We start from the raw sequence: 22,258 nt of genomic DNA on the forward strand, positions 1-22,258 counted from the left end.
CGCGCCGCCGTCATCAACGAAATGAAAGGCAGACCTATGCAGCGGCTGTATCGGAAACGCATCGTTCTGGGCGTCGGCGGCGGCATTGCGGCCTACAAGAGCGCCGATCTGGTTCGCCGCCTGATCGACCAAGGTGCCGAAGTGCGCGTGGTCATGACCCATGGCGGCGCCGAATTCATCACCCCGCTGACCATGCAGGCCCTGTCGGGCCATCCCGTTCACCTCGACTTGCTCGACCCTGCCGCCGAAGCCGCCATGGGCCATATCGAGCTGGCGAAATGGGCCGATCTGGTGCTGATCGCCCCGGCCACCGCCGACCTGATCGCCCGCCTGGCCCAAGGCATTGCCAACGATCTGCTGACCACATTGGTGCTGGCCACCGACGCCGTGGTTGCTGTCGCGCCAGCAATGAATCAGGCGATGTGGCGCGACCCGGCGACCCAGGCCAACCTGCAACTGCTCGAAAGCCGTGGCCTGAAGACTTTCGGCCCGGCCTCGGGCAGCCAGGCCTGCGGCGACGTCGGCATGGGCCGCATGATGGAAGCCACCGATCTGGCGCTGCTCGCCGCTGATTGCTTCCAGCGCCAGGCCCTGACCGGCAAGCATGTGGTGATCACCGCCGGTCCGACTCAGGAAAACATCGACCCGGTGCGCTACATCACCAACCACAGCTCCGGCAAAATGGGTTTTGCCCTCGCCGAAGCAGCCGTGGAAGCCGGCGCCCGTGTCACGTTGATCAGCGGCCCGGTGCACCTGCCGACGCCGGATCGCGTGACGCGGATTGACGTGGTCAGCGCCCGCGACATGCTCGCCGCCTGCGAATCTGCCATGCCTTGCGATGTGTTCATCTCGTCGGCAGCGGTGGCGGACTACCGCCCTGAAGTCGTCGCCCCGCATAAACTCAAGAAAGATCCTACGAGCGGTGACGGCTTCGTCCTGCAAATGGTGCGCAACCCGGACATCCTTGCCACCATCGCGACCCGTACCGACCGTCCGTTCAGTGTCGGCTTCGCTGCCGAAACCGAACACCTGCTCGACTACGCTGCACGCAAGCTGAAGGACAAGAATCTCGATCTGATCGTCGCCAACGACGTCGCCAACCCGAGCATCGGTTTCAACAGCGAAGAAAACGCCTGCAGCGTCATCGACCGTGAGCTGCACGCCACGGTTTTCGCCCAGACCAGCAAGAGCAAGATTGCTCGCCAACTGGTCACTTTTATCGCCGAACGTCTGAACCAGGTTTAATTTACATGCACGCTTTGCAAGCCAAGATCCTCGACCCACGCATCGGCACCGAATTCCCGCTGCCGCAATACGCCACCCCGGGCTCCGCCGGCCTCGACCTGCGCGCCATGCTGGAACAGGACATCGTGATCAAACCGGGTGAAACCGTGCTGATCCCCACCGGCCTGTCGGTGTACATCGGTGACCCGAATCTCGCCGCGCTGATCCTGCCACGCTCGGGCATGGGCCACAAACACGGCATCGTGCTGGGCAATCTGGTCGGCCTGATCGACTCCGACTACCAGGGCCCGCTGATGGTCTCCTGCTGGAACCGCGGCCAGAGCGACTTCACCATGACCGTCGGCGAACGCTTGGCGCAATTGGTGCTGGTGCCGGTGGTGCAGGCGCATTTCGAAATGGTTGAAGAGTTTGTCGAGACCGAGCGCGGTACCGGTGGTTTTGGCCATACCGGCACCAAATAACCGGATAGAAATTATTGTGGTGAGGGGGCTTATCCCCTCACCACAAAAAATGCACTACATCGGCAGCAGGTTTTAACACCGTAAATCAAGGTTTTGCTGGTCGCGAGCCCGGTCCGCCGAGGCATCATGGCCCTTTCATAGCACGAACTCTCTGTGGAAAACGCCGTCATACCCTTCAGTTTGAGCCTGCCGTCGAACATTTCGTCGGTCTGTCCCGCCCTTTTCGAGATGGAGCATGTCCACAGATGAGCACCCCCGCCAAGATCGCCCCGAAGCTGCCTGACAGCATTTTCCGCGCCTACGACATTCGCGGCACCGTGCCGGAATACCTCAACGGTGAAACCGCCTACTGGATCGGCCGTGCCATCGGCTCGCAGAGCCTGGCCCAGGGCGAACCGAATGTTTCGGTCGGTCGCGACGGTCGCCTGTCCGGCCCGGAGCTGGTCGCGGAACTCATTCGCGGCATCGCCGAGAGCGGTTGCCACGTCAGCGATGTCGGTCTGGTGCCAACGCCAGCGCTGTATTACGCCGCCAACGTGCTGGCCGGCAAGTCCGGGGTGATGCTCACCGGTAGCCACAATCCGTCGAACTACAACGGTTTCAAAATCGTCATCGCCGGCGACACCCTCGCCAACGAGCAGATTCAGGTGCTCCACGAGCGCATCAAGAACAATGACCTGAGCAGCGGCCAGGGCAGCGTCACTCAGGTCGAAATCCTCGACCGCTACAACACCGAAATCGTCCAGGACATCAAACTGGCCCGCCGCCTGAAAGTCGTGGTCGACTGCGGCAACGGCGCGGCCGGCGTGATCGCCCCGCAACTGATCGAAGCGCTGAACTGCGAAGTCATCCCGCTGTTCTGCGAAGTCGACGGCAACTTCCCCAACCATCACCCGGACCCGGGCAAACCGGAAAACCTCGTCGACCTGATCGCCAAGGTCAAGGAAACCAACGCCGATATCGGTCTGGCCTTCGACGGTGACGGCGACCGCGTCGGCGTGGTGACCAACACCGGCAGCATCGTCTACCCGGACCGTCTGCTGATGCTGTTCGCTCGCGACGTAGTGGCGCGTAACCCGGACGCGGAAATCATCTTCGACGTCAAATGCACCCGTCGCCTGGTGCCGCTGATCAAGGAATACGGCGGTCGGCCGCTAATGTGGAAGACCGGTCACTCGTTGATCAAAAAGAAAATGAAACAATCCGGCGCGCTGTTGGCCGGCGAAATGAGCGGGCACATCTTCTTCAAGGAGCGCTGGTTCGGTTTCGACGACGGCATCTACAGCGCCGCACGTCTGCTGGAGATCCTCAGCAAGGAAAAATCCACTGCGGAAGAGCTGTTTGCGACCTTCCCGAACGATATTTCCACGCCGGAAATCAATATCCATGTGACCGAAGAGAGCAAATTCAGCATCATTGATGCACTGCACGATGCTCAGTGGGGCGAAGGCGCCGACCTGACCACCATCGACGGCGTGCGGGTCGATTACGCCAAAGGCTGGGGCCTGGTGCGCGCATCCAACACCACACCGGTGCTGGTGCTGCGCTTCGAGGCCGATGACGAGGCTGAACTGCAGCGCATCAAGGATGTGTTCCACGCCCAACTGAAACGCGTTGCACCTGATCTCCAATTACCGTTCTGATCCACCCGGAGCCCTGAATGACCCTCGAACGCGAAGCCGCCGCCAACACTGCCAAGGTCCTGTCCGAAGCACTGCCTTACATCCGACGTTATGTCGGCAAGACCCTGGTGATCAAATACGGCGGCAACGCGATGGAAAGCGAGGAGCTGAAAACTGGCTTCGCCCGCGACATCGTGCTGATGAAAGCCGTGGGCATCAATCCGGTAGTCGTGCACGGTGGCGGCCCGCAAATCGGTGATCTGCTCAAGCGCCTGTCGATCGAAAGCCATTTCGTCGACGGCATGCGCGTCACCGACGCGGCGACCATGGACGTGGTGGAAATGGTCCTTGGCGGTCAGGTCAACAAAAGCATCGTCAACCTGATCAACCGCCATGGCGGCAGCGCCATCGGCCTGACCGGTAAGGATGCCGGGCTGATTCGCGCGAAGAAGCTCACCGTTTCCCGCCAGACCCCGGAGATGACCCAGCCGGAAATCATCGACATCGGCCACGTTGGCGAAGTCGTCGGCATCAACACCGAACTGCTGAACCTGCTGGTCAAAGGCAACTTCATCCCGGTCATCGCGCCGATTGGCGTCGGTGAGAACGGCGAGTCGTACAACATCAACGCCGACCTGGTGGCGGGCAAGGTTGCCGAAGCGCTGAAAGCTGAAAAGCTGATGCTGCTGACCAACATTGCCGGCCTGATGGACAAGTCGGGCACCGTGTTGACCGGCCTGAGCACGCAGCAGGTCGACGACCTGATCGCCGATGGCACGATCTACGGCGGCATGCTGCCGAAGATCCGCTGCGCTCTGGAAGCGGTTCAGGGTGGCGTAGGCAGTTCGTTGATCATCGACGGTCGTGTGCCGAACGCGATTCTGCTGGAAATCTTCACCGATACTGGCGTGGGCACGCTGATCAGTAATCGCAAGCGTCCTTGATGGCTGATCGCTGAAAGCAAAAGATCGCAGCCTTCGGCAGCTCCTACAGGGATTTCGCACACGCGAGAATCCGCTTTGTAGGAACTGACGAAGGCTGCGATCTTTTTTGTGCGCGCAGGAAAAGCCTGACTCGACACAGCGAAACGTCCGACATCCCTTCAGAATAAATCTCCCTAGGATCTTCCTCTCATCCAACGGAGATTCACTCATGCAGAAAGATTACGTTCCCTACGGCAGCGATGTTTCAGCAGGCACCTACGAATGCGTGGACTGCGGACATCGTTATTCCAATCAAGCCAAAACCTCTATGCCGCCCTGCCCGCAGTTCAGGAAAACGGCGCATGTCCTGAACGGTTGGAAAACCCTCACCGGCCAAGGTGACGCCCCACAAGATCCGTACCCGGAAAAATCCGAAAAGCCGGCTGCCAGCAAAAAATAATCCCGGAGCGCCTGAGCCATGCAGATCTCGTTCACGATCGACGCCGATGCTTTCGAGCAGGAACAAAAGGAACCGGTAAAAAAGACCTTGCGCATCGGCGACGCTGAAATCGCCCATGCGCTGGAGCGCATCGCCAAAGCCAGCCTGACCGAATACCTGAAAATGCTGGTCGAGGGCGGCATGCCCAGCCGGGCCGACGAAGCCAAGCAGGATCGCCTGCTGTATCTGATTCAGAGTTACTTCGGGCAAACCCTGCCGACCGAATCGCAGATCTCGACGATCTTTCAACTGACCCAGAGTCAAAGCAAAACCCTGCTGAAAAACACCGTTTCGCGTTTTCGCAATCAGCTCGACGACATCCTGCAGCACAGCATGCGCGCAGTGATCCAGTCCGCCGAGCATGCGCAAAACGTGTTTCTGGTGGTGATCAGCTCGGACGTGATCCGCGATGAATTGAACATGCTCATCACCCAGAACGAGCCGACCTTCAAACCCATCACCAAACGCAAGGGCAGCGCCGGGCAGTTCGAGATCAGCGAAGATTCCCATGCATTGCTCTGTGCAACGCTGGGTCTGAATGCCGTTCAGTGACATCGTCGCGGTCAGTGGCTTGCTGCTGACCCTGACCACGTTCATGTTCAATCTGGCGTGGCCGGCGCTCAATGAAGCGCTGGCTGAGGATGAATTTCAAAAAGGTTCGCAGGCCCGCAAGCGCAGTCGAGACAAGGTGATGGCTGCTTTCTACTGGCGAGCATTGCCATTGACGTGCGCTTTCGTGGCGCTGTTTTACGTTAACTTGCCGGCAGCAGTCGGGATCATGCGCAGCAGCACGCTGGACCTTTGGGATTTCGATGTGGATCGCACGTTGTACGTGATGGTGGTTGTTGCGCTATTGGTGTTTGCGCTGGTCAATGTCGGATTCGCGCTGAGACTGCTCAGGAAATGGCAAAAACTGCGTAGACCACTGTAGGAGCTGCCGAAGGCTGCGATCTTTTGATCTTGATCCTGAAAAACAAGATCAAAAGATCGCAGCCTTCGGCAGCTCCTACAGGTATGGATCACACGCCAAATTGCGCGCGGTACGCTTCCACGGCTGGCAAATGCTGTTTGAGCTGCGGATCATCGGCGAGGAATTCCAGCACCTGATTCAGCGAGACGATGCTGATCACCGGGATGCCGAAGTCGCGCTCGACTTCCTGGATCGCCGACAACTCGCCGTTGCCACGCTCCTGGCGGTTCAGTGCGATCAGCACACCGGCGGCTTTGGCGCCGTCCTGGGAAGCGATGATCTGCATCACTTCACGAATGGCGGTGCCGGCGGTGATCACGTCGTCGATGATCAAGACTTCGCCGGTCAACGGTGCGCCGACCAGGCTGCCGCCTTCGCCGTGGGCCTTGGCTTCCTTGCGGTTGAAGCACCATGGCAGGTCACGATCGTGATGCTCGGCCAGCGCAACGGCGGTCGTGGCCGCCAGCGGAATGCCTTTATAAGCCGGGCCAAACAGGACGTCGAAGGAGATGCCGCTTTCGGCGATGGCGGCGGCGTAGAAACGCCCCAGCTGCGCCAGGGCCGAACCCGAGTTGAACAGGCCGGCGTTGAAGAAGTAGGGACTGGTGCGCCCGGACTTCAGGGTGAACTCACCGAAGCGCAAAACGCCGCGATCGATGGCAAAACGAATGAAATCGCGCTGATACGCTTGCATGAAAAAAACCCCAAATACCACGGATTTAGCTAATTAGCTTGACGCCGTGTATCATACACGCACGCGATTTTTGGGGCCATTTATGCGGATCATCAGTGTGAACGTCAATGGTATTCAGGCGGCAGTCGAGCGCGGTTTGCTCAGTTGGCTGCAAGCCCAGAATGCCGACGTCATCTGCCTGCAGGACACCCGTGCCTCCGCCTTTGAACTGGATGACCCAGCCTTCCAACTGGATGGCTACTTCCTTTATGCCTGCGATGCTGAAGTCCCTGCCCAAGGCGGCGTGGCTTTGTATTCGCGGTTGCAACCGAAGGCTGTCATCAGCGGTCTCGGTTTCGAGACGGCCGACCGCTACGGGCGCTACCTGCAAGCAGATTTCGACAAAGTCAGTATTGCCACCTTGCTGTTTCCTTCGGGGATGAACGGCGATGAAGACTTGAACCAGAAGTTCAAGCTCATGGACGATTTCGGAAAGTACCTGGACAAACAGCGACGCAAACGTCGCGAGTACATTTATTGTGGCTCGCTGTACGTTGCGCAGCAGAAACTCGACATCAAGAACTGGCGCGACAGCCAGCAATCTCCAGGCTTCCTGGCGCCGGAGCGCGCCTGGATGGACGAGATTGTCGGCAACATGGGCTATGTCGATGCGCTGCGCGAAGTCAGCCGCGAAGGCGACCAGTACAGCTGGTGGCCGGATAACGAACAGGCCGAGATGCTCAATCTGGGCTGGCGTTTCGATTATCAGATCCTGACCCCGGGCCTGCGTCGCTCGGTGCGCAGCGCACGCCTGCCGCGTCAGCCACGGTTTTCGCAGCACGCGCCGTTGATCGTCGACTACGACTGGACGCTGACCATCTAAGCGTCCTCGCAGCCAAAAAAATGCCCGCATCGTGAGATGCGGGCATTTTTTATGCGCCGTGCTTTCTAGACGGCAGCGAAGAATGGCAAGGTCAGGTACAGCTTGATCACAATGACGTTGACGATATCGATGAAGAACGCTCCTACCATCGGCACTACCAGAAACGCGATCTGCGATGGCCCATAGCGCTGCGTCACCGCTTGCATGTTGGCAATCGCCGTCGGCGTGGCGCCCAGACCGAAGCCGCAATGCCCCGCAGCGAGCACGGCGGCATCATAGTTGCTCCCCATCACCCGGAACGTTACGAAAATCGCGAACAGCGCCATGACCAGCGCCTGCACGGCCAGAATGATGAAGATCGGCAATGCCAACGCCGCCAGATCCCATAATTTCAGCGACATCAGCGCGATCGCGAGAAACAACGAGAGGCTGACATTGCCGAGCACGGAAACTTCACGCTCGAACACCTGATACAAGCCAAGTGCTGACAGACTGTTGCGCAACACCACACCCACAAACAGCACGCAAACAAACGTCGGCAGTTCGAATGCAGTGCCGTGCAACAAACCATTCAAAAGATTGCCAACGAGCAGGCTGACGGCAATCAGCGCCAGCGTCTCGACGAACGAAAACGGCGTGATCGAGCGCTCCTTGTTCGGCTGCTCAAAACCTCTTGGCAGTCGCGGCGCTTGCTGGGGACTGCAGCCCGGCACTTGCACGCGCTTGATCAGCAACCGGGCGACGGGCCCACCGATCAACCCGCCCAGCACCAGACCGAACGTCGCTGAGGCCAGCGCCAGCTCCGAAGCCGAAGCCAGGCCATATTTCTCGCTGAACACCGCGCCCCATGCAGCGCCAGTGCCGTGGCCGCCAGCGAGCGTGATCGAGCCTGTCAGCAAGCCCATCAAAGGATCGAGTCCGAGCAAGGTTGCCAATCCGATGCCCATGGCGTTCTGCACCACCAGCAAGCCAATGACCGCCAACAGGAAGATGCCGACGATGCGCCCGCCCTTTTTCAGGCTGGCAAGGTCGGCACTCAAGCCAATCGTGGCAAAGAACGCCAACATCAACGGTGTTTGCAATGATGTATCGAAGCGGACTTCAATATCGAAAGTGCGCAATATCAACAAGAGCAAGGCAACCACCAGGCCGCCCGCTACCGGTTCAGGAATATTGTAACTTCGCAGAAAGCCGACACGCGTAACAAGCCCGCGTCCGAGCAGTAGTACTAAAGAAGCGGCCACGAGCGTGCCGTAGAAATCGAGCTCAATCATGTGGATTATTCTTGGCTAAGTATTCACGAGGCGAGCGTTTACCTGGGCTCGACGGGTGAACCGGCTGATTTTATCAACACTGATTACTGGGGAATTCAAGTGCCATCGATGGCTTGAACATATCGGAATGTTTCAACCGAAACATTACATCGGGCAACTTTAACAACCAGCTCGCGCCAATAACAAGAACGAGAATAAGCACGCGGTCGATCAGTTGTGACCAAAGATGTAATAGAGAAATATCAGCAAATAAATGCCAAACCGCACATCGACAACAGACTAGTCCTACAACAAAAAACAATTATTGAGTTGCACAAATAAAAATGCCCCGGTAAGCCGGGGCATTTCCATATAGCGATACAACAGACTGTTACTTGATCAGTCGCCAAGTGAACGGATATCTGTATGGGAAACCTTCGTTGGCTTTGACCCCTGCAATGATCGTCAGGACCAGTGCCGCGATTGCCAGCAAGCCAAACAGGAAGAAACCGATGATCAGCAGCATGAGCAGGAAGCAGATCATTGAGGCTATCGCCACCGTGATCTGAAAATTCAGTGCTTCTTTGCCCTGTGCATCGATGAACGGGTCCTTCTCGCGCTTCATCTGCCAAAGGATCAGCGGCCCGATCAGATTGCCGAACGGAATCCAGATCCCCAGCAAGGCGGACAAGTGACAGAACATCGCCCACTGGCGAACCTCCTGGCTCGGTTTGGGCAGCAACTCTTGCTCGTCACTCATCACGTCCTCCTTGTGGTCAAAATCTCAGTCGGCCAGCGCAGCCTTCTGCAATTCGAAGATTTCGTTCATGCCCTGCTTGGCCAGTTCCAGCATGGCATTGAGCTCGTCAGGCTGGAACGGCGCGCCTTCTGCGGTGCCCTGCACTTCGATGAAACCGCCCGTGCTGGTCATTACTACGTTCAGGTCGGTTTCAGCAGCGGAATCTTCAAGATAGTCCAGATCCAGCACCGGCTCGCCCTGGTACATGCCCACCGAGACTGCACCGATCATCTGCTTGAGCGGGTCACCGCCTTTCAGGCCGCCGCGCTTCTTGATCACTTTCAAGGCATCGACCAGCGCAACCATGGCGCCGGTGATGGACGCGGTGCGAGTACCGCCATCGGCCTGGATCACGTCGCAATCGACGTACAGGGTCACGTCGCCGAGCTTGGACATGTCCAGCGCTGCGCGCAGGGAACGGCCGATCAGACGCTGGATTTCGAGAGTACGACCGCCCTGCTTGCCACGACTGGCTTCACGCTGGTTACGCTCGCCGGTGGCGCGCGGCAGCATGCCGTACTCGGCAGTCAACCAGCCCTGGCCCTGACCTTTGAGGAAACGCGGCACGCCATTTTCGACGCTGACGGTGCAGATGACTTTGGTATCACCGAATTCGACCAGTACGGATCCCTCGGCGTGTTTGGTGTAGTTGCGGGTGATGCGGATCGAGCGGAGCTGATCGGCAGCGCGACCACTTGGACGTTTCATAGGGATACCTGTACTGAGGACGGAAAACTGCCGAGCATTATAGAGCGCTGCACCGCGAGTGGGCACTGGTTAAAACCGCCGGCCGACGACCGAAGCCCCTCAAGCGCGCATAACCGACGGGCTGCAGCGGTTTGTCACACCGTGTGTTTGGGCGCATTCGCCGCACTGCGCTACAATCCTGCGCTTTTGCTGCCAGTCGGCTTAAATTCATTGAAATCGCGCCTGCGAAACAGCGTTTCGCGCCGATCTGCATTGCGAGGTCACCGCCATGGTGCACAGCATGACCGCCTTCGCCCGCGTCGAGAAAGCCGGCGTTCAGGGCACCCTGAGCTGGGAACTGCGCTCGGTCAACAGCCGCTATCTGGAACCGCACCTGCGCTTGCCCGAATCGTTCCGCGACCTCGAAGGCGCCGTGCGTGAAGCGCTGCGTCAGGGCCTGTCGCGGGGCAAACTGGAATGTACGCTGCGCTTCACCGAAGAAAGCACCGGCAAACCGCTGCAAGTGGACCGCGAGCGCGCCGCGCAACTGGTGGCCGCTGCGGAAACCGTGGCCGGGCTGATCAAGAATCCCGCCGCGCTGAATCCGCTGGAAGTGCTGGCCTGGCCCGGCGTGCTGGTGGCCGATGCGACCGACCCGCAAGCGCTGAACGCCGAAGCGCTGGCGCTGTTCAACCAGGGCTTGAAGGATCTGAAGGCTGGCCGCGAGCGCGAAGGCGCGGAGCTGGCTCGCTTGATCAACGACCGCCTGACGTCCATCGAAGAAGACGTGGTGACCCTGCGAGAACTGGTGCCGCAGATGCTCGCTACCCAGCGCCAGAAGGTCCTCGACCGCTTCGCCGACATGAAGGCCGAGCTCGACCCGCAGCGCCTGGAACAGGAAATGGTCATCCTCGCGCAAAAAAGCGACGTGGCCGAAGAACTGGATCGCCTGAGCACTCACATCATCGAAGTTCGCCGGGTGCTCAAGTCCGGTGGTGCCGCCGGGCGGCGTCTGGACTTCCTGATGCAGGAGCTCAACCGCGAGGCCAACACACTGGGCTCCAAAGCCTTCGACCCGCGCAGCACCCAGGCCGCCGTCAACCTCAAGGTGTTGATCGAGCAGATGCGCGAACAAGTGCAGAATATTGAGTAAGGCTACCTGACATGACCCAACACACCGGCACCCTGTACATCATTTCCGCGCCATCGGGCGCGGGCAAGAGCAGTCTGGTCAAGGCGTTGACCGACGCCGATCCGGAGATTCGCGTTTCCGTTTCGCACACCACCCGCGCCATGCGCCCGGGCGAAGTGGATGGCGTGAACTACCACTTCGTGACCCGCGAAGAGTTCGTGAAGATGGGCGAGCACGGCGACTTTCTTGAGCGCGCCGAAGTCTTCGGCAACTTCTACGGCACCTCGCAAAGCCGTTTGCAGCAGACCCTGGACGAAGGTCACGACCTGATTCTGGAAATCGACTGGCAAGGCGCCGAGCAAGTGCGCAAGCTGATGCCGCAGGCGCGCTCGATCTTCATCCTGCCGCCGTCGCTGCAAGCCCTGCACCAGCGCCTGACCAACCGCGGCCAGGACAGCGACGAGATCATCGACGGCCGCATGCGCGAGGCGGTCAGCGAGATGAGCCATTACGTCGACTACGATTACCTGATCATCAACGACGATTTCGCTCACGCGCTGGACGATCTGAAAGCGATTTTCCGCGCCAATCAGTTGCAACAGAAGCGCCAGCAAGTGCGTTTCGGCAAATTACTGGCTGAATTGCTCGGCTGAAACAGCACTTCCCAAAACGCCTGCAAGCGCTTTACATTGGTGCTTGCAGCGCGTTGAAGGGTCTGGTCAAAAAATCAGCGCTTCCCTAATCGCTGGTGATTTTTTAAACTGCTCAGTCCGCTCGCCCAACCGGGCAGCGCGCATATTGCATTCGCTCCGAGGAATACCATGGCCCGCGTAACCGTTGAAGACTGCCTAGAACACGTGGAAAACCGCTTTGAGCTGGTCATGCTCTCTACCAAGCGTGCCCGTCAACTGGCCACCGGCGGCAAAGAGCCATTGGTGCAGTGGGAAAACGACAAGCCGACTGTTGTCGCGCTGCGTGAAATTGCTGAAGGCCTGATGAGCTACGAGTTCATCGCCGAGCAGGAAATCGTCCAGGATGAACCGCTGTTCGCAGCGTTCGAGGACGAGTCGAACGAGGCCGTCTAAGCCTATGCCTGGTCGACGTAGCACGGCGCGGGGTCACAGCTTTCGGCAGGAATCATCATGCCGAGCATAGACGCCCTCGCCGATCGCTTATCGACCTACCTCGGCAACGACCAGGTCAACCTGGTCCGCCGAGCGTATTTCTACGCCGAACAAGCCCATGACGGTCAACGCCGTCGCAGCGGCGAGGCGTATGTCACGCATCCTCTTGCCGTGGCCAATATTCTTGCCGACATGCACATGGACCATCAGAGCCTGATGGCCGCGATGCTGCATGACGTGATCGAAGACACCGGTATCGCCAAGGAAGCGCTGCAAGCGCAGTTCGGTGAAACCGTGGCCGAACTGGTCGACGGGGTCAGCAAACTGACCCAGATGAATTTCGAGACCAAGGCCGAAGCCCAGGCGGAAAACTTCCAGAAAATGGCCATGGCCATGGCGCGCGACATCCGGGTGATCCTGGTCAAGCTCGCCGACCGTCTGCACAACATGCGCACGCTGGAAGTGCTGTCCGGCGAAAAGCGCCGACGCATCGCCAAGGAAACCCTCGAGATCTACGCACCCATCGCCAACCGGCTGGGCATGCACGCGATCCGCATCGAGTTCGAAGACCTAGGTTTCAAGGCAATGCACCCGATGCGTTCCGCGCGGATCTACCAGGCGGTCAAGCGCGCCCGGGGCAACCGCAAGGAAATCGTCAACAAGATCGAAGAGTCCCTTGGCCATTGCCTCGCCATCGACGGCATCCAGGGCGAAGTCAGCGGGCGGCAGAAACACCTCTACGGCATCTACAAGAAAATGCGCGGCAAGCGTCGGGCCTTCAACGAGATCATGGACGTCTATGCGTTCCGGATCATCGTCGACAAGGTCGATACCTGCTACCGCGTACTGGGTGCTGTGCATAATTTGTACAAACCGCTGCCCGGACGCTTCAAGGATTACATCGCGATCCCCAAGGCCAACGGCTATCAGTCGCTGCACACCACGCTGTTCGGCATGCACGGTGTACCGATCGAGATCCAGATCCGCACCCGCGAAATGGAAGAGATGGCCAACAACGGCATCGCCGCGCATTGGCTGTACAAATCCAGCGGCGACGAGCAGCCGAAAGGCACTCACGCCCGCGCCCGCCAGTGGGTCAAAGGCGTGCTGGAAATGCAGCAACGCGCCGGCAACTCGCTGGAATTCATCGAGAGCGTGAAAATCGACCTGTTTCCGGACGAGGTCTACGTGTTCACGCCAAAAGGCCGGATCATGGAGCTGCCGAAAGGCTCCACGGCGGTCGACTTTGCCTACGCGGTACACACCGATGTCGGCAACAGCTGCATCGCCTGCCGGATCAATCGTCGTCTCGCGCCGCTGTCCGAACCGCTGCAAAGCGGCTCCACGGTCGAGATCGTCAGCGCCCCCGGCGCACGGCCAAATCCGGCGTGGCTCAACTTCGTCGTTACCGGCAAGGCGCGCACGCACATTCGTCATGCGTTGAAACTGCAGCGCCGTTCGGAGTCCATCAGTCTCGGCGAACGTCTGCTGAACAAGGTCCTCAACGGTTTCGACAGCTCGCTGGAAAAGATTCCGGCCGAGCGCGTCAAAGCGATGCTTACCGAATACCGTCTCGAACTGATCGAAGACCTGCTCGAAGACATTGGCTTGGGCAATCGCATGGCCTACGTGGTCGCCCGCCGCCTGCTTGGCGAAGGCGAACAACTGCCGAGCCCGGAAGGCCCGCTGGCGATTCGCGGCACCGAAGGCCTGGTGCTCAGTTACGCCAAGTGCTGCACGCCGATCCCGGGCGACCCGATTGTCGGGCACCTGTCGGCGGGCAAAGGCATGGTCGTGCACCTGGACAACTGCCGCAACATCAGCGAAATCAGGCACAACCCGGAAAAATGCATCCAGCTCTCCTGGGCCAAGGATGTCACCGGCGAATTCAACGTCGAGCTGCGGGTCGAGCTGGAACATCAGCGTGGCCTGATCGCCCTGCTGGCCAGCAGCGTCAACGCGGCCGACGGCAACATCGAGAAAATCAGCATGGACGAACGCGATGGTCGCATCAGCGTCGTGCAGTTGGTGGTCAGCGTTCACGACCGTGTGCACCTGGCCCGCGTGATCAAGAAACTGCGCGCTTTGACCGGGGTGATCCGCATCACCCGCATGCGTGCATAACCTGCCTATTACAAGGAGTCCTACATGACCAAAACCGTCATCACCAGCGACAAGGCCCCGGCCGCCATCGGCACTTACTCCCAGGCGATCAAGGCAGGCAACACCGTTTACATGTCGGGCCAGATTCCTCTGGACCCGAAAACCATGGAACTGGTTGAGGGCTTCGAAGCCCAGACCGTCCAGGTCTTCGAGAACCTCAAAGCCGTGGCCGAAGCCGCCGGCGGTTCGTTCAAGGACATCGTCAAACTGAACATCTTCCTCACCGACCTGAGCCACTTCGCCAAGGTCAACGAGATCATGGGCAAGTACTTCGACCAGCCATACCCTGCCCGCGCCGCCATTGGCGTGGCCGCCCTGCCGAAGGGTGCGCAGGTTGAAATGGATGCCATTCTGGTCATCGAGTGATGCGCACGGCGCGGCCTCCACGCCGCGCCGACTGCTGCAAGAAAAGGTTTTGAAAGGATTCCACCATGCGCAAAGCGCTAGCTCTCTCGCTGCTCGCCCTGTTTCTCGGCGGCTGCGCCAGCGACCCTGCCGACCGTGACATCAGCGGCACCTGGATCAACCAGGTGGCGATCGATGCCGCCGCCAAGGGCGGTCCCCTGCGTGAAGCGCTGCAGGCTTACGGCCCGAATCTGGAATGGGACGTCAACACCAAGGCCGGTCAGGCCCGCTACACCAACGGTTTTGAGAACGTCGAAGGACGGCTGCTGGGCGAAGAGTCCGGCGCCTGGAAAGTCGACTTCTACGGCAGCTCCGCCAGCGAACTGAAACGCGATGGCGGGCGCCTGCAGCAAGCTGCCAGCGACAACGAACCCGAACAGCTTTTCGATCGCGCACAGATCCCGGTGCCGGAAGGCGCGCCAATCGGGGCCAGCTTCGAACGCGCGCTGTATTCGGCATATCTGGGCGGTAACTGGATCATCGCCAGCGGCCAGGGTGAAGGCGGCACCGTGCAGTTCCAGGCCGACGGCCAGGTGACCGGCCTGCCGGGCGTTGATCGTTATGCCTTGTGTCTGGCCGGCGATTGCGCGTCCATGAGCAATGGCAACGACAGCATGTGGCTGCAACTCAATGGCCAGGGCAACAACTGGATCTTTGTGCGCAAGGGCAAGGAGCTGGAGATTCTGCAGGCAGTGAACGCTGCGCTGGCGGATGAGCAACCGCAGTTCGCCGCAGGTGAGCGCAAGTGGTTGCTGGAGAAACAGTAACCTGCCTCCGAAATCTCAGAAGATCAAATGTGGGAGCGAGCCTGCTCGCGAACGCGGTGGGTCAGTCAAACTGATAATGACTGACATACCGCATTCGCGAGCAGGCTCGCTCCCACAGTGGTTTTTGTGTTGCTGGAAATTCAGCACTTACCTTCAAGAATCGCTGCATAGCCTTCGCGATAACTCGAATACTTCGGCACCCACCCCAACGCTTTCGCCCGCGCATTGCTGCAACGCTTGCTGCCGGTGCGGCGCACACTGGCGTCTTCGGCCCATTCAGTCACACCCAGGTATTCGCGCAACCAGCCCACCACCTCAGCCAATGGCGCCGGCGCGTCATCCACACCGATATAGAGCTGGTCCAGCTTGACCCCCTCGCGGTCTTTTTCCAGCAAGAACGCCAGCAGCCCCGCTGCATCATCGGCATGAATACGATTGCCATACAGCGGTGGCTCCGTAGCCACGCGATACCCGCGACGCACCTGAGTCAGCAGCCACTCGCGGCCCGGGCCGTAAATGCCGGTCAGGCGCAGCACACTTGCCGGGATGCCGCTATTGAGCGCGACCTGCTCGGCTTCGAGCATCAAGCGACCTGAATATCCGGCCGCGACCGTCTCGGAGGTCTCATCCACCCATGCTCCATCCTGCTGGCCGTACACGCTGCTGCTCGACACGAAGATCAGCCGCTCAGGCACTTGCCCATAGTCGTCCAGCCAGCTCAGCACGTTGTGCAATCCTTGCACGTAGGCCTTACGGTAGCCCTCTTCATCGTGGTCGGTGGCCGCAGCGCAATACACCAGATAATCCACGGCACCCACCGGCCAGGTCGCCGGGCATTCTTCGTTGAACAGATCGCCGGCGACGCCGATGACACCCTCCGGCAGCTTGGAAACGTCGCGGCGCAGGCCATGGACTTGCCAGCCAGCCGCCAGCAATTGCGTGGCCAGACGACTGCCGACATCACCACAACCGGCAATCAAAACAGAAGGCGCGGACATCAGAAAACTCCCATCGGAAAGGCACAGACTAGCTCTGGCACAGGACGAACGGCTAGCAATGAAGGAAAAAAAGTTACTCTATTACTTTTGTTAACAAGAATTACTTGCAATAATGCACGCCACTTTTGTTCTCGGCCTCACGAGGCCTGGAAGAGCAACAACGTTTTTCTATCTCAGGTCCGGCCAGCATGACACGTAATCAAACTCCCGCTTCGCCAACCACTCGACCTCGCGCCTGGAGCGCTGTCGCGGCTCTGTTGCTCAGCCTGATGCTGGCACCGACCGCCGCCTTCGCCGACGCCCAAGCGCCCGCCACCCCAGCCGCCACCGAGCAGAGCGCACCCGCTGCCGCTCCGGCTGCACCGGCCGCCACCGATCCGGTGCAGGCTGTCGACGCGGCCGACGCACCTGAAGTCCTCGAAGCCGACAACACCTTGGGCATGGCCCACGACCTGTCGCCGTGGGGCATGTACCAGAACGCCGACATCATCGTGAAAATCGTGATGATCGGTCTGGCCATCGCTTCGATCATCACCTGGACCATCTGGATCGCCAAAGGCTTCGAGCTGATGGGCGCCAAGCGTCGTCTGCGTGGCGAAATCGCTGCACTGAAAAAAGCCACCACCCTCAAGGAAGCCAGCGCCACCGCTGGTAAAGAAGGCACCCTCGCCAACCTGCTGGTGCATGACGCGCTCGAAGAGATGCGCCTGTCGGTCAACAGCCGCGAGAAAGAAGGCATCAAGGAACGCGTCAGCTTCCGCCTCGAGCGACTCGTTGCTGCCTGCGGTCGCAACATGAGCAGCGGCACCGGCGTCCTCGCCACCATCGGTTCGACCGCGCCGTTCGTCGGTCTGTTCGGTACCGTGTGGGGCATCATGAACTCGTTCATCGGCATCGCCAAAACCCAAACCACCAACCTCGCCGTCGTCGCACCGGGTATCGCTGAAGCCCTGCTGGCCACTGCACTGGGTCTGGTTGCGGCGATCCCTGCGGTGGTGATCTACAACGTCTTCGCCCGCTCCATCGCCGGTTACAAGGCGCAGGTCTCCGATGCCTCGGCAGAAGTCCTGCTGCTGGTCAGCCGCGATCTCGACCACCAGCCTGAGCGCAGCTCGCAGCCGCACATGGTTAAAGTGGGGTAATCGGCCATGGGCCTGCATTTGAAAGAAGGCGCAGACGACGATCTGGCCGAGAACCACGAAATCAACGTCACGCCGTTCATCGACGTAATGCTGGTGCTGTTGATCATCTTCATGGTGGCCGCGCCATTGGCCACTGTGGACATCAAAGTCGACCTGCCGGCCTCGACCGCCAAACCGGCGCCGCGGCCGGAGAAACCGGTGTTCCTCAGTGTCAAAGCTGACCAGCGCCTGTTCCTCGGTGACGACGAAGTGAAAGCCGAAACCCTCGGCGCCACCCTCGACGCCAAGACCCAGGGCAAGAAAGACACCACCATCTTCTTCCAGGCCGACAAAGGCGTGGATTACGGCGACCTGATGAGCGTGATGGACAGCCTGCGCGCCGCCGGTTACCTGAAGGTTGGTCTGGTCGGACTTGAGACGGCAGCCAAGAAATGATCACGACGCGCCATAAGCTGACGCGTTACAGCGGGAGCCTGGCCGTGGTGCTGGGCGTGCATGCGCTGGCCATCGCGCTGGCGCTGAACTGGACTGCCCGCCCGCCCATCGAATTGCCGCCGCAGGCAATGATGGTCGAGTTGGCCCCGTTGCCTGCCCCGCCACCGCCGGCTCCGCCGAAAGTCGTCACACCGCCGCAGCCACCGGCTCCGGTGGAAGAATTGCCGATTCCGAAACTGGCTGAAGCACCGAAAGCGGAAATCGCGGTACCGAAACCCAAGCCGAAGCCCAAGCCAAAACCGCCGAAGCCGGTCGAGAAAAAGCTGCCAGAGCCGCCGAAGGAAAAACCTTCCGAGGAGAAACCGGCCGATACGCAACCGACCCAGGCACCGACGGAGAAATCCGCCCAGCCGGCACCGGGCCCATCGCCAGCTCAAGTAGCGGCCAAGGCCAGTTGGCAAGGCGCCCTGCTCGCGCATCTGCAGAAGTACAAGAAGTACCCGCAGAGTGCGCAGTCGCGGGGCAAGGAGGGCTTGAATCGTCTGCGCTTCGTGGTCGATGGCGAAGGTAATGTACTGTCGTTCGAGCTGGTGGGCCGCTCTGGCAACGCTGATCTGGACCGGGCCACCCTGGACATGATCCGCCGCGCGCAACCGCTGCCAAAGCCGCCGGCCGACATGCTCAACAACGGCTCGATCGAAATTGTTGCGCCGTTTGTTTATTCGCTGGAACGTCGCCGCTAAGCAACACCGCAATACCTGTGGGAGCTGGCTTGCCAGCGATAGCGTTGTGTCAGAGAAGGATTTATTAGCTGACCCACCGCAATCGCTGGCAAGCCAGCTCCCACAAGGTTCTCCGCCAGCCGAGAGAACCAAGCCAGGAGGCACCGAAAGGTGCCTTTTGCGTATCTGCCAGCGGCAAACCTACCTCGACCGGTGTCGCACTCAGCCCGCAGTCTGATAACGTGCGTCTATCGATTGCAGCCGGTATGCTTGGCGCGCATCTTCATGGACGCTTGCTATGACCCTCACAGAATTACGCTACATCGTTACCCTCGCCCAAGAGCAGCACTTCGGCCATGCCGCCGAGCGTTGCCACGTCAGTCAGCCGACGCTGTCGGTGGGCGTGAAGAAACTTGAAGACGAACTCGGTGTGCTGATTTTCGAGCGCAGCAAAAGCGCCGTGCGCCTGACCCCGGTCGGCGAAGGCATCGTCGCCCAGGCACAAAAAGTCCTCGAACAAGCCCAAGGCATTCGCGAACTGGCCCAGGCCGGCAAGAACCAGCTGACCGCACCGCTGAAAGTCGGCGCCATCTACACCGTCGGCCCGTACCTGTTCCCGCACCTGATTCCACAACTGCACCGGGTCGCCCCGCAGATGCCGTTGTACATCGAAGAAAACTTTACCCACGTGCTGCGCGACAAACTGCGCAACGGCGAACTCGACGCCATCATCATCGCCCTGCCGTTCAACGAAGCCGACGTGCTGACCCTGCCGCTGTACGACGAGCCGTTCTACGTCCTGATGCCGGCCCAGCACCCGTGGACCAAGAAAGAATCCATCGACGCCGGCCTGCTCAACGACAAGAGCCTGCTGCTGCTCGGTGAAGGCCACTGTTTCCGCGATCAGGTGCTCGAGGCCTGCCCGACCCTGACCAAAGGCAACGACGGCGCCAAGCACACCACGGTCGAGTCCAGCTCGCTGGAAACCATTCGCCACATGGTCGCCTCCGGCTTGGGCATCTCGATCCTGCCATTGTCGGCAGTGGACAGCCATCACTACGCCCCGGGCGTGATTGAAGTGCGCCCACTGACCGCGCCGGTGCCGTTCCGCACCGTGGCGATCGCCTGGCGCGCCAGCTTCCCACGGCCGAAAGCCATCGAGATCCTCGCCGATTCCATTCGCCTGTGCTCGGTGGCCAAGCCAACGGCGCCGGTTACGGCCGGTTAAGCGAGCGTCATGACGGAGCTGTCGCAAGTGTCGGTGACGGCACTCAAGGGTGTCGGCGAGGCCATGGCCGAGAAACTGGCCAAGGTCGGCCTCGAGAATCTGCAGGACGTGCTGTTTCACCTGCCGCTGCGTTATCAGGATCGCACCCGCGTGGTGCCGATCGGCGCGCTGCGGCCGGGGCAGGACGCCGTGGTCGAAGGCACCGTCAGCGGTGCCGATGTGGTCATGGGTCGCCGTCGCAGTCTGGTCGTGCGCTTGCAGGACGGTACCGGCGGCCTGAGTCTGCGTTTCTACCATTTCAGCAACGCGCAGAAGGAAGGGCTCAAGCGTGGCACGCGGGTTCGCTGCTACGGTGAAGCCCGGCCCGGCGCCTCAGGCCTGGAAATCTATCATCCGGAATACCGCGCGATCACCGGTGATGAACCACCGCCAGTGGACGAAACCCTGACCCCGGTCTACCCGCTCACCGAAGGCCTGACCCAGCAGCGCCTGCGCCAGTTGTGCATGCAGACCCTGACGCTGCTCAAGCCGAGCACCCTGCCCGACTGGCTGCCGACCGAACTCGCCCGCGACTATCAACTGGCGCCGCTGGCCGATGCGATCCGCTACCTGCACAACCCGCCCGCCGATGCCGATGTCGACGAACTCGCCCTCGGTCATCACTGGGCGCAGCATCGCCTGGCCTTTGAAGAATTACTGACGCATCAACTGTCGCAACAGCGTCTGCGCGAAAGCATGCGTTCACTGCGCGCACCAGCGATGCCGAAAGCCACCAGGCTGCCACCGAAATACCTGAAAAACCTCGGCTTCAACCCCACCGGCGCACAACAGCGAGTCGGCAACGAAATCGCCTACGACCTCAGCCAGCACGAACCAATGCTGCGCCTGATTCAGGGTGACGTTGGCGCGGGGAAAACCGTGGTCGCCGCCCTCGCTGCGCTGCAAGCGCTGGAGGCCGGTTATCAGGTAGCGCTGATGGCACCGACCGAGATCCTCGCCGAACAGCACTTCATCACCTTCAAGCGCTGGCTCGAACCGCTGGGTATTGAAGTCGCGTGGCTGGCCGGCAAGCTCAAGGGCAAGAATCGCGCAGCCGCACTGGAGCAGATCGCCAGCGGCACGCCGATGGTGGTCGGCACCCACGCGCTGTTTCAGGACGAAGTGCAGTTCAAGAACCTTGCGCTGGTGATCATCGACGAACAGCACCGCTTCGGCGTGCAACAGCGTCTGGCATTGCGGCAGAAAGGCGTCGGCGGGCGCATGTGCCCGCACCAACTGATCATGACCGCCACGCCGATTCCACGGACGCTGGCGATGAGTGCCTACGCCGATCTCGACACCTCGATCCTCGATGAACTGCCGCCCGGGCGAACGCCGGTCAACACCGTGTTGGTCACCGACACCCGCCGCGTCGAAGTCATCGAGCGAGTACGCAGCGCCTGCGCCGAGGGCCGTCAGGCCTATTGGGTCTGCACGCTGATTGAAGAATCCGAAGAACTGACTTGCCAGGCCGCCGAAACCACGTTCGAAGACCTCACCGCCGCCCTCGGCGAATTGAAGGTCGGGCTGATTCACGGGCGCATGAAACCGGTCGAAAAGGCTGCGGTGATGGCCGAGTTCAAGGCCGGCAACCTGCAACTGCTGGTCGCCACTACAGTGATCGAAGTCGGCGTCGACGTGCCCAACGCCAGTCTGATGATCATCGAAAACCCTGAACGCCTTGGTCTCGCACAGTTGCACCAGTTGCGTGGTCGCGTCGGCCGGGGCAGCGCCGCCAGCCATTGCGTACTGCTCTACCATCCGCCGCTGTCGCAGATCGGTCGCCAGCGCCTGGGCATCATGCGCGAGACCAACGACGGTTTCGTCATCGCCGAAAAAGACCTCGAACTGCGCGGCCCCGGGGAAATGCTCGGCACCCGCCAGACTGGCTTGCTGCAATTCAAGGTCGCCGACCTGATGCGCGACGCCGACCTGCTGCCCGCCGTGCGCGATGCCGCCCAGGCTTTGCTGGAACGCTGGCCGACCCACGTCAGCCCATTGCTCGACCGTTGGCTGCGGCATGGGCAGCAATACGGCCAAGTGTGAGCACCGTCGCAGTTTGTGCAGGATCGTTCCTACAGAGCTGGT

23 protein-coding genes and 1 pseudogene are annotated in these 22,258 nt (G+C 60.4%); 19 read left to right on the forward strand and 5 right to left on the reverse strand.

All coding sequences use genetic code 11. The features are described from left to right. Positions 1–36 precede the first annotated feature (36 nt). The 7 genes and pseudogenes from coaBC to PS14A_RS24805 all read left to right on the forward strand — a co-directional run bounded on the left by coaBC (position 37) and on the right by PS14A_RS24805 (position 5,681). On the forward strand, positions 37–1,245 hold the full coding sequence (gene coaBC, locus PS14A_RS24775; RefSeq protein WP_130912053.1) for a bifunctional phosphopantothenoylcysteine decarboxylase/phosphopantothenate--cysteine ligase CoaBC: 1,209 nt from the start codon (positions 37–39) through the stop codon (positions 1,243–1,245). 5 nt (positions 1,246–1,250) lie between these two features. Next, complete coding sequence (gene dut, locus PS14A_RS24780; protein ID WP_016772550.1) at positions 1,251–1,706, forward strand: dUTP diphosphatase; 456 nt, start codon at positions 1,251–1,253, stop codon at positions 1,704–1,706. A gap of 239 nt (positions 1,707–1,945) precedes the next feature. Further along, positions 1,946–3,349, forward strand: a pseudogene (locus PS14A_RS24785) (phosphomannomutase/phosphoglucomutase); the annotation flags it as partial. A 17-nt stretch (positions 3,350–3,366) separates the two neighbouring features. Continuing rightward, entirely contained in the window at positions 3,367–4,272 is a 906-nt protein-coding gene (argB, locus tag PS14A_RS24790) for an acetylglutamate kinase (RefSeq protein WP_016772548.1), read from the forward strand. Positions 4,273–4,480: 208 nt separating this feature from the next. Beyond that, positions 4,481–4,711, forward strand: coding sequence for a hypothetical protein (locus tag PS14A_RS24795; RefSeq protein WP_016772547.1), 231 nt, complete (start codon positions 4,481–4,483; stop codon positions 4,709–4,711). Between the two features lie 18 nt (positions 4,712–4,729). Next, a complete protein-coding gene (locus PS14A_RS24800; RefSeq protein ID WP_016772546.1) occupies positions 4,730–5,302 on the forward strand; it encodes a hypothetical protein in 573 nt (190 codons plus the stop codon). Beyond that, on the forward strand, positions 5,289–5,681 hold the full coding sequence (locus PS14A_RS24805) for a hypothetical protein (protein WP_212617434.1): 393 nt from the start codon (positions 5,289–5,291) through the stop codon (positions 5,679–5,681). The genes PS14A_RS24800 and PS14A_RS24805 overlap by 14 nt, the downstream gene beginning before the upstream one ends. Before the next feature lie 88 nt (positions 5,682–5,769). Here the strand turns inward: PS14A_RS24805 and pyrE are convergent, their stop codons facing one another. Continuing rightward, on the reverse strand, positions 5,770–6,414 hold the full coding sequence (gene pyrE / locus PS14A_RS24810) for an orotate phosphoribosyltransferase (RefSeq protein WP_027616815.1): 645 nt from the start codon (positions 6,412–6,414) through the stop codon (positions 5,770–5,772). A gap of 82 nt (positions 6,415–6,496) precedes the next feature. On the opposite strand from pyrE, the gene PS14A_RS24815 reads away from it, so the two are divergent. Next, on the forward strand, positions 6,497–7,276 hold the full coding sequence (locus PS14A_RS24815; RefSeq protein ID WP_016772543.1) for an exodeoxyribonuclease III: 780 nt from the start codon (positions 6,497–6,499) through the stop codon (positions 7,274–7,276). A 65-nt stretch (positions 7,277–7,341) separates the two neighbouring features. On the opposite strand, the gene gltS is transcribed toward PS14A_RS24815, so the two are convergent. From gltS to rph, 3 genes are all read right to left on the reverse strand, one after another. Further along, positions 7,342–8,550: a sodium/glutamate symporter gene (gene gltS, locus PS14A_RS24820; RefSeq protein WP_122506223.1), complete on the reverse strand. Its 1,209-nt coding sequence runs from the start codon at positions 8,548–8,550 to the stop codon at positions 7,342–7,344. Positions 8,551–8,920: 370 nt separating this feature from the next. Then, positions 8,921–9,289 carry a DUF4870 domain-containing protein gene (locus tag PS14A_RS24825; protein ID WP_016772541.1) on the reverse strand — a complete coding sequence of 123 codons (369 nt, stop codon included), beginning with the start codon at positions 9,287–9,289 and terminating at the stop codon, positions 8,921–8,923. Between the two features lie 24 nt (positions 9,290–9,313). Next, positions 9,314–10,036: a ribonuclease PH gene (gene rph, locus PS14A_RS24830; RefSeq protein WP_024014799.1), complete on the reverse strand. Its 723-nt coding sequence runs from the start codon at positions 10,034–10,036 to the stop codon at positions 9,314–9,316. A 268-nt stretch (positions 10,037–10,304) separates the two neighbouring features. Here rph and PS14A_RS24835 point away from each other — a divergent pair, with 268 nt between their 5' ends. The 6 genes from PS14A_RS24835 (at position 10,305) to PS14A_RS24860 (ending at position 15,606) form a co-directional block, all read left to right on the forward strand. Then, positions 10,305–11,168: a YicC/YloC family endoribonuclease gene (locus tag PS14A_RS24835; RefSeq protein ID WP_016770639.1), complete on the forward strand. Its 864-nt coding sequence runs from the start codon at positions 10,305–10,307 to the stop codon at positions 11,166–11,168. Between the two features lie 11 nt (positions 11,169–11,179). After that, positions 11,180–11,800, forward strand: coding sequence for a guanylate kinase (gene gmk, locus PS14A_RS24840; protein WP_039757364.1), 621 nt, complete (start codon positions 11,180–11,182; stop codon positions 11,798–11,800). 168 nt (positions 11,801–11,968) lie between these two features. Beyond that, positions 11,969–12,232 (forward strand): DNA-directed RNA polymerase subunit omega, encoded by a 264-nt coding sequence (gene rpoZ / locus PS14A_RS24845; protein WP_008030604.1) that lies wholly within the window; start codon positions 11,969–11,971, stop codon positions 12,230–12,232. A gap of 57 nt (positions 12,233–12,289) precedes the next feature. Next, positions 12,290–14,395 (forward strand): bifunctional GTP diphosphokinase/guanosine-3',5'-bis pyrophosphate 3'-pyrophosphohydrolase, encoded by a 2,106-nt coding sequence (spoT, locus tag PS14A_RS24850; RefSeq protein WP_007920338.1) that lies wholly within the window; start codon positions 12,290–12,292, stop codon positions 14,393–14,395. 24 nt (positions 14,396–14,419) lie between these two features. Further along, positions 14,420–14,800, forward strand: a complete 381-nt coding sequence (locus PS14A_RS24855; RefSeq protein ID WP_014340863.1) for a RidA family protein — start codon at positions 14,420–14,422, stop codon at positions 14,798–14,800. Positions 14,801–14,865: 65 nt separating this feature from the next. Further along, positions 14,866–15,606 carry a hypothetical protein gene (locus PS14A_RS24860; protein ID WP_071172109.1) on the forward strand — a complete coding sequence of 247 codons (741 nt, stop codon included), beginning with the start codon at positions 14,866–14,868 and terminating at the stop codon, positions 15,604–15,606. A gap of 140 nt (positions 15,607–15,746) precedes the next feature. On the opposite strand, the gene PS14A_RS24865 is transcribed toward PS14A_RS24860, so the two are convergent. Continuing rightward, a complete protein-coding gene (locus PS14A_RS24865) occupies positions 15,747–16,604 on the reverse strand; it encodes an SDR family oxidoreductase (RefSeq protein ID WP_073470912.1) in 858 nt (285 codons plus the stop codon). 188 nt (positions 16,605–16,792) lie between these two features. On the opposite strand from PS14A_RS24865, the gene exbB reads away from it, so the two are divergent. The 5 genes from exbB to recG all read left to right on the forward strand — a co-directional run bounded on the left by exbB (position 16,793) and on the right by recG (position 22,216). Continuing rightward, positions 16,793–17,746, forward strand: coding sequence for a tonB-system energizer ExbB (gene exbB, locus PS14A_RS24870; protein WP_024014803.1), 954 nt, complete (start codon positions 16,793–16,795; stop codon positions 17,744–17,746). A gap of 6 nt (positions 17,747–17,752) precedes the next feature. Further along, complete coding sequence (gene exbD, locus PS14A_RS24875) at positions 17,753–18,181, forward strand: TonB system transport protein ExbD (RefSeq protein ID WP_016772535.1); 429 nt, start codon at positions 17,753–17,755, stop codon at positions 18,179–18,181. Beyond that, positions 18,178–18,924 (forward strand): energy transducer TonB, encoded by a 747-nt coding sequence (locus PS14A_RS24880; protein ID WP_024014804.1) that lies wholly within the window; start codon positions 18,178–18,180, stop codon positions 18,922–18,924. The genes exbD and PS14A_RS24880 overlap by 4 nt, the downstream gene beginning before the upstream one ends. 277 nt (positions 18,925–19,201) lie before the next feature. After that, positions 19,202–20,131, forward strand: coding sequence for a hydrogen peroxide-inducible genes activator (locus tag PS14A_RS24885; RefSeq protein WP_016772533.1), 930 nt, complete (start codon positions 19,202–19,204; stop codon positions 20,129–20,131). Positions 20,132–20,140: 9 nt separating this feature from the next. Then, a complete protein-coding gene (gene recG, locus PS14A_RS24890; RefSeq protein WP_137214408.1) occupies positions 20,141–22,216 on the forward strand; it encodes an ATP-dependent DNA helicase RecG in 2,076 nt (691 codons plus the stop codon). Positions 22,217–22,258: the final 42 nt, after the last annotated feature.

Origin of the sequence: Pseudomonas sp. 14A, assembly GCF_018132745.1 — a bacterium.
Lineage (GTDB): Bacteria > Pseudomonadota > Gammaproteobacteria > Pseudomonadales > Pseudomonadaceae > Aquipseudomonas > Aquipseudomonas mercuritolerans.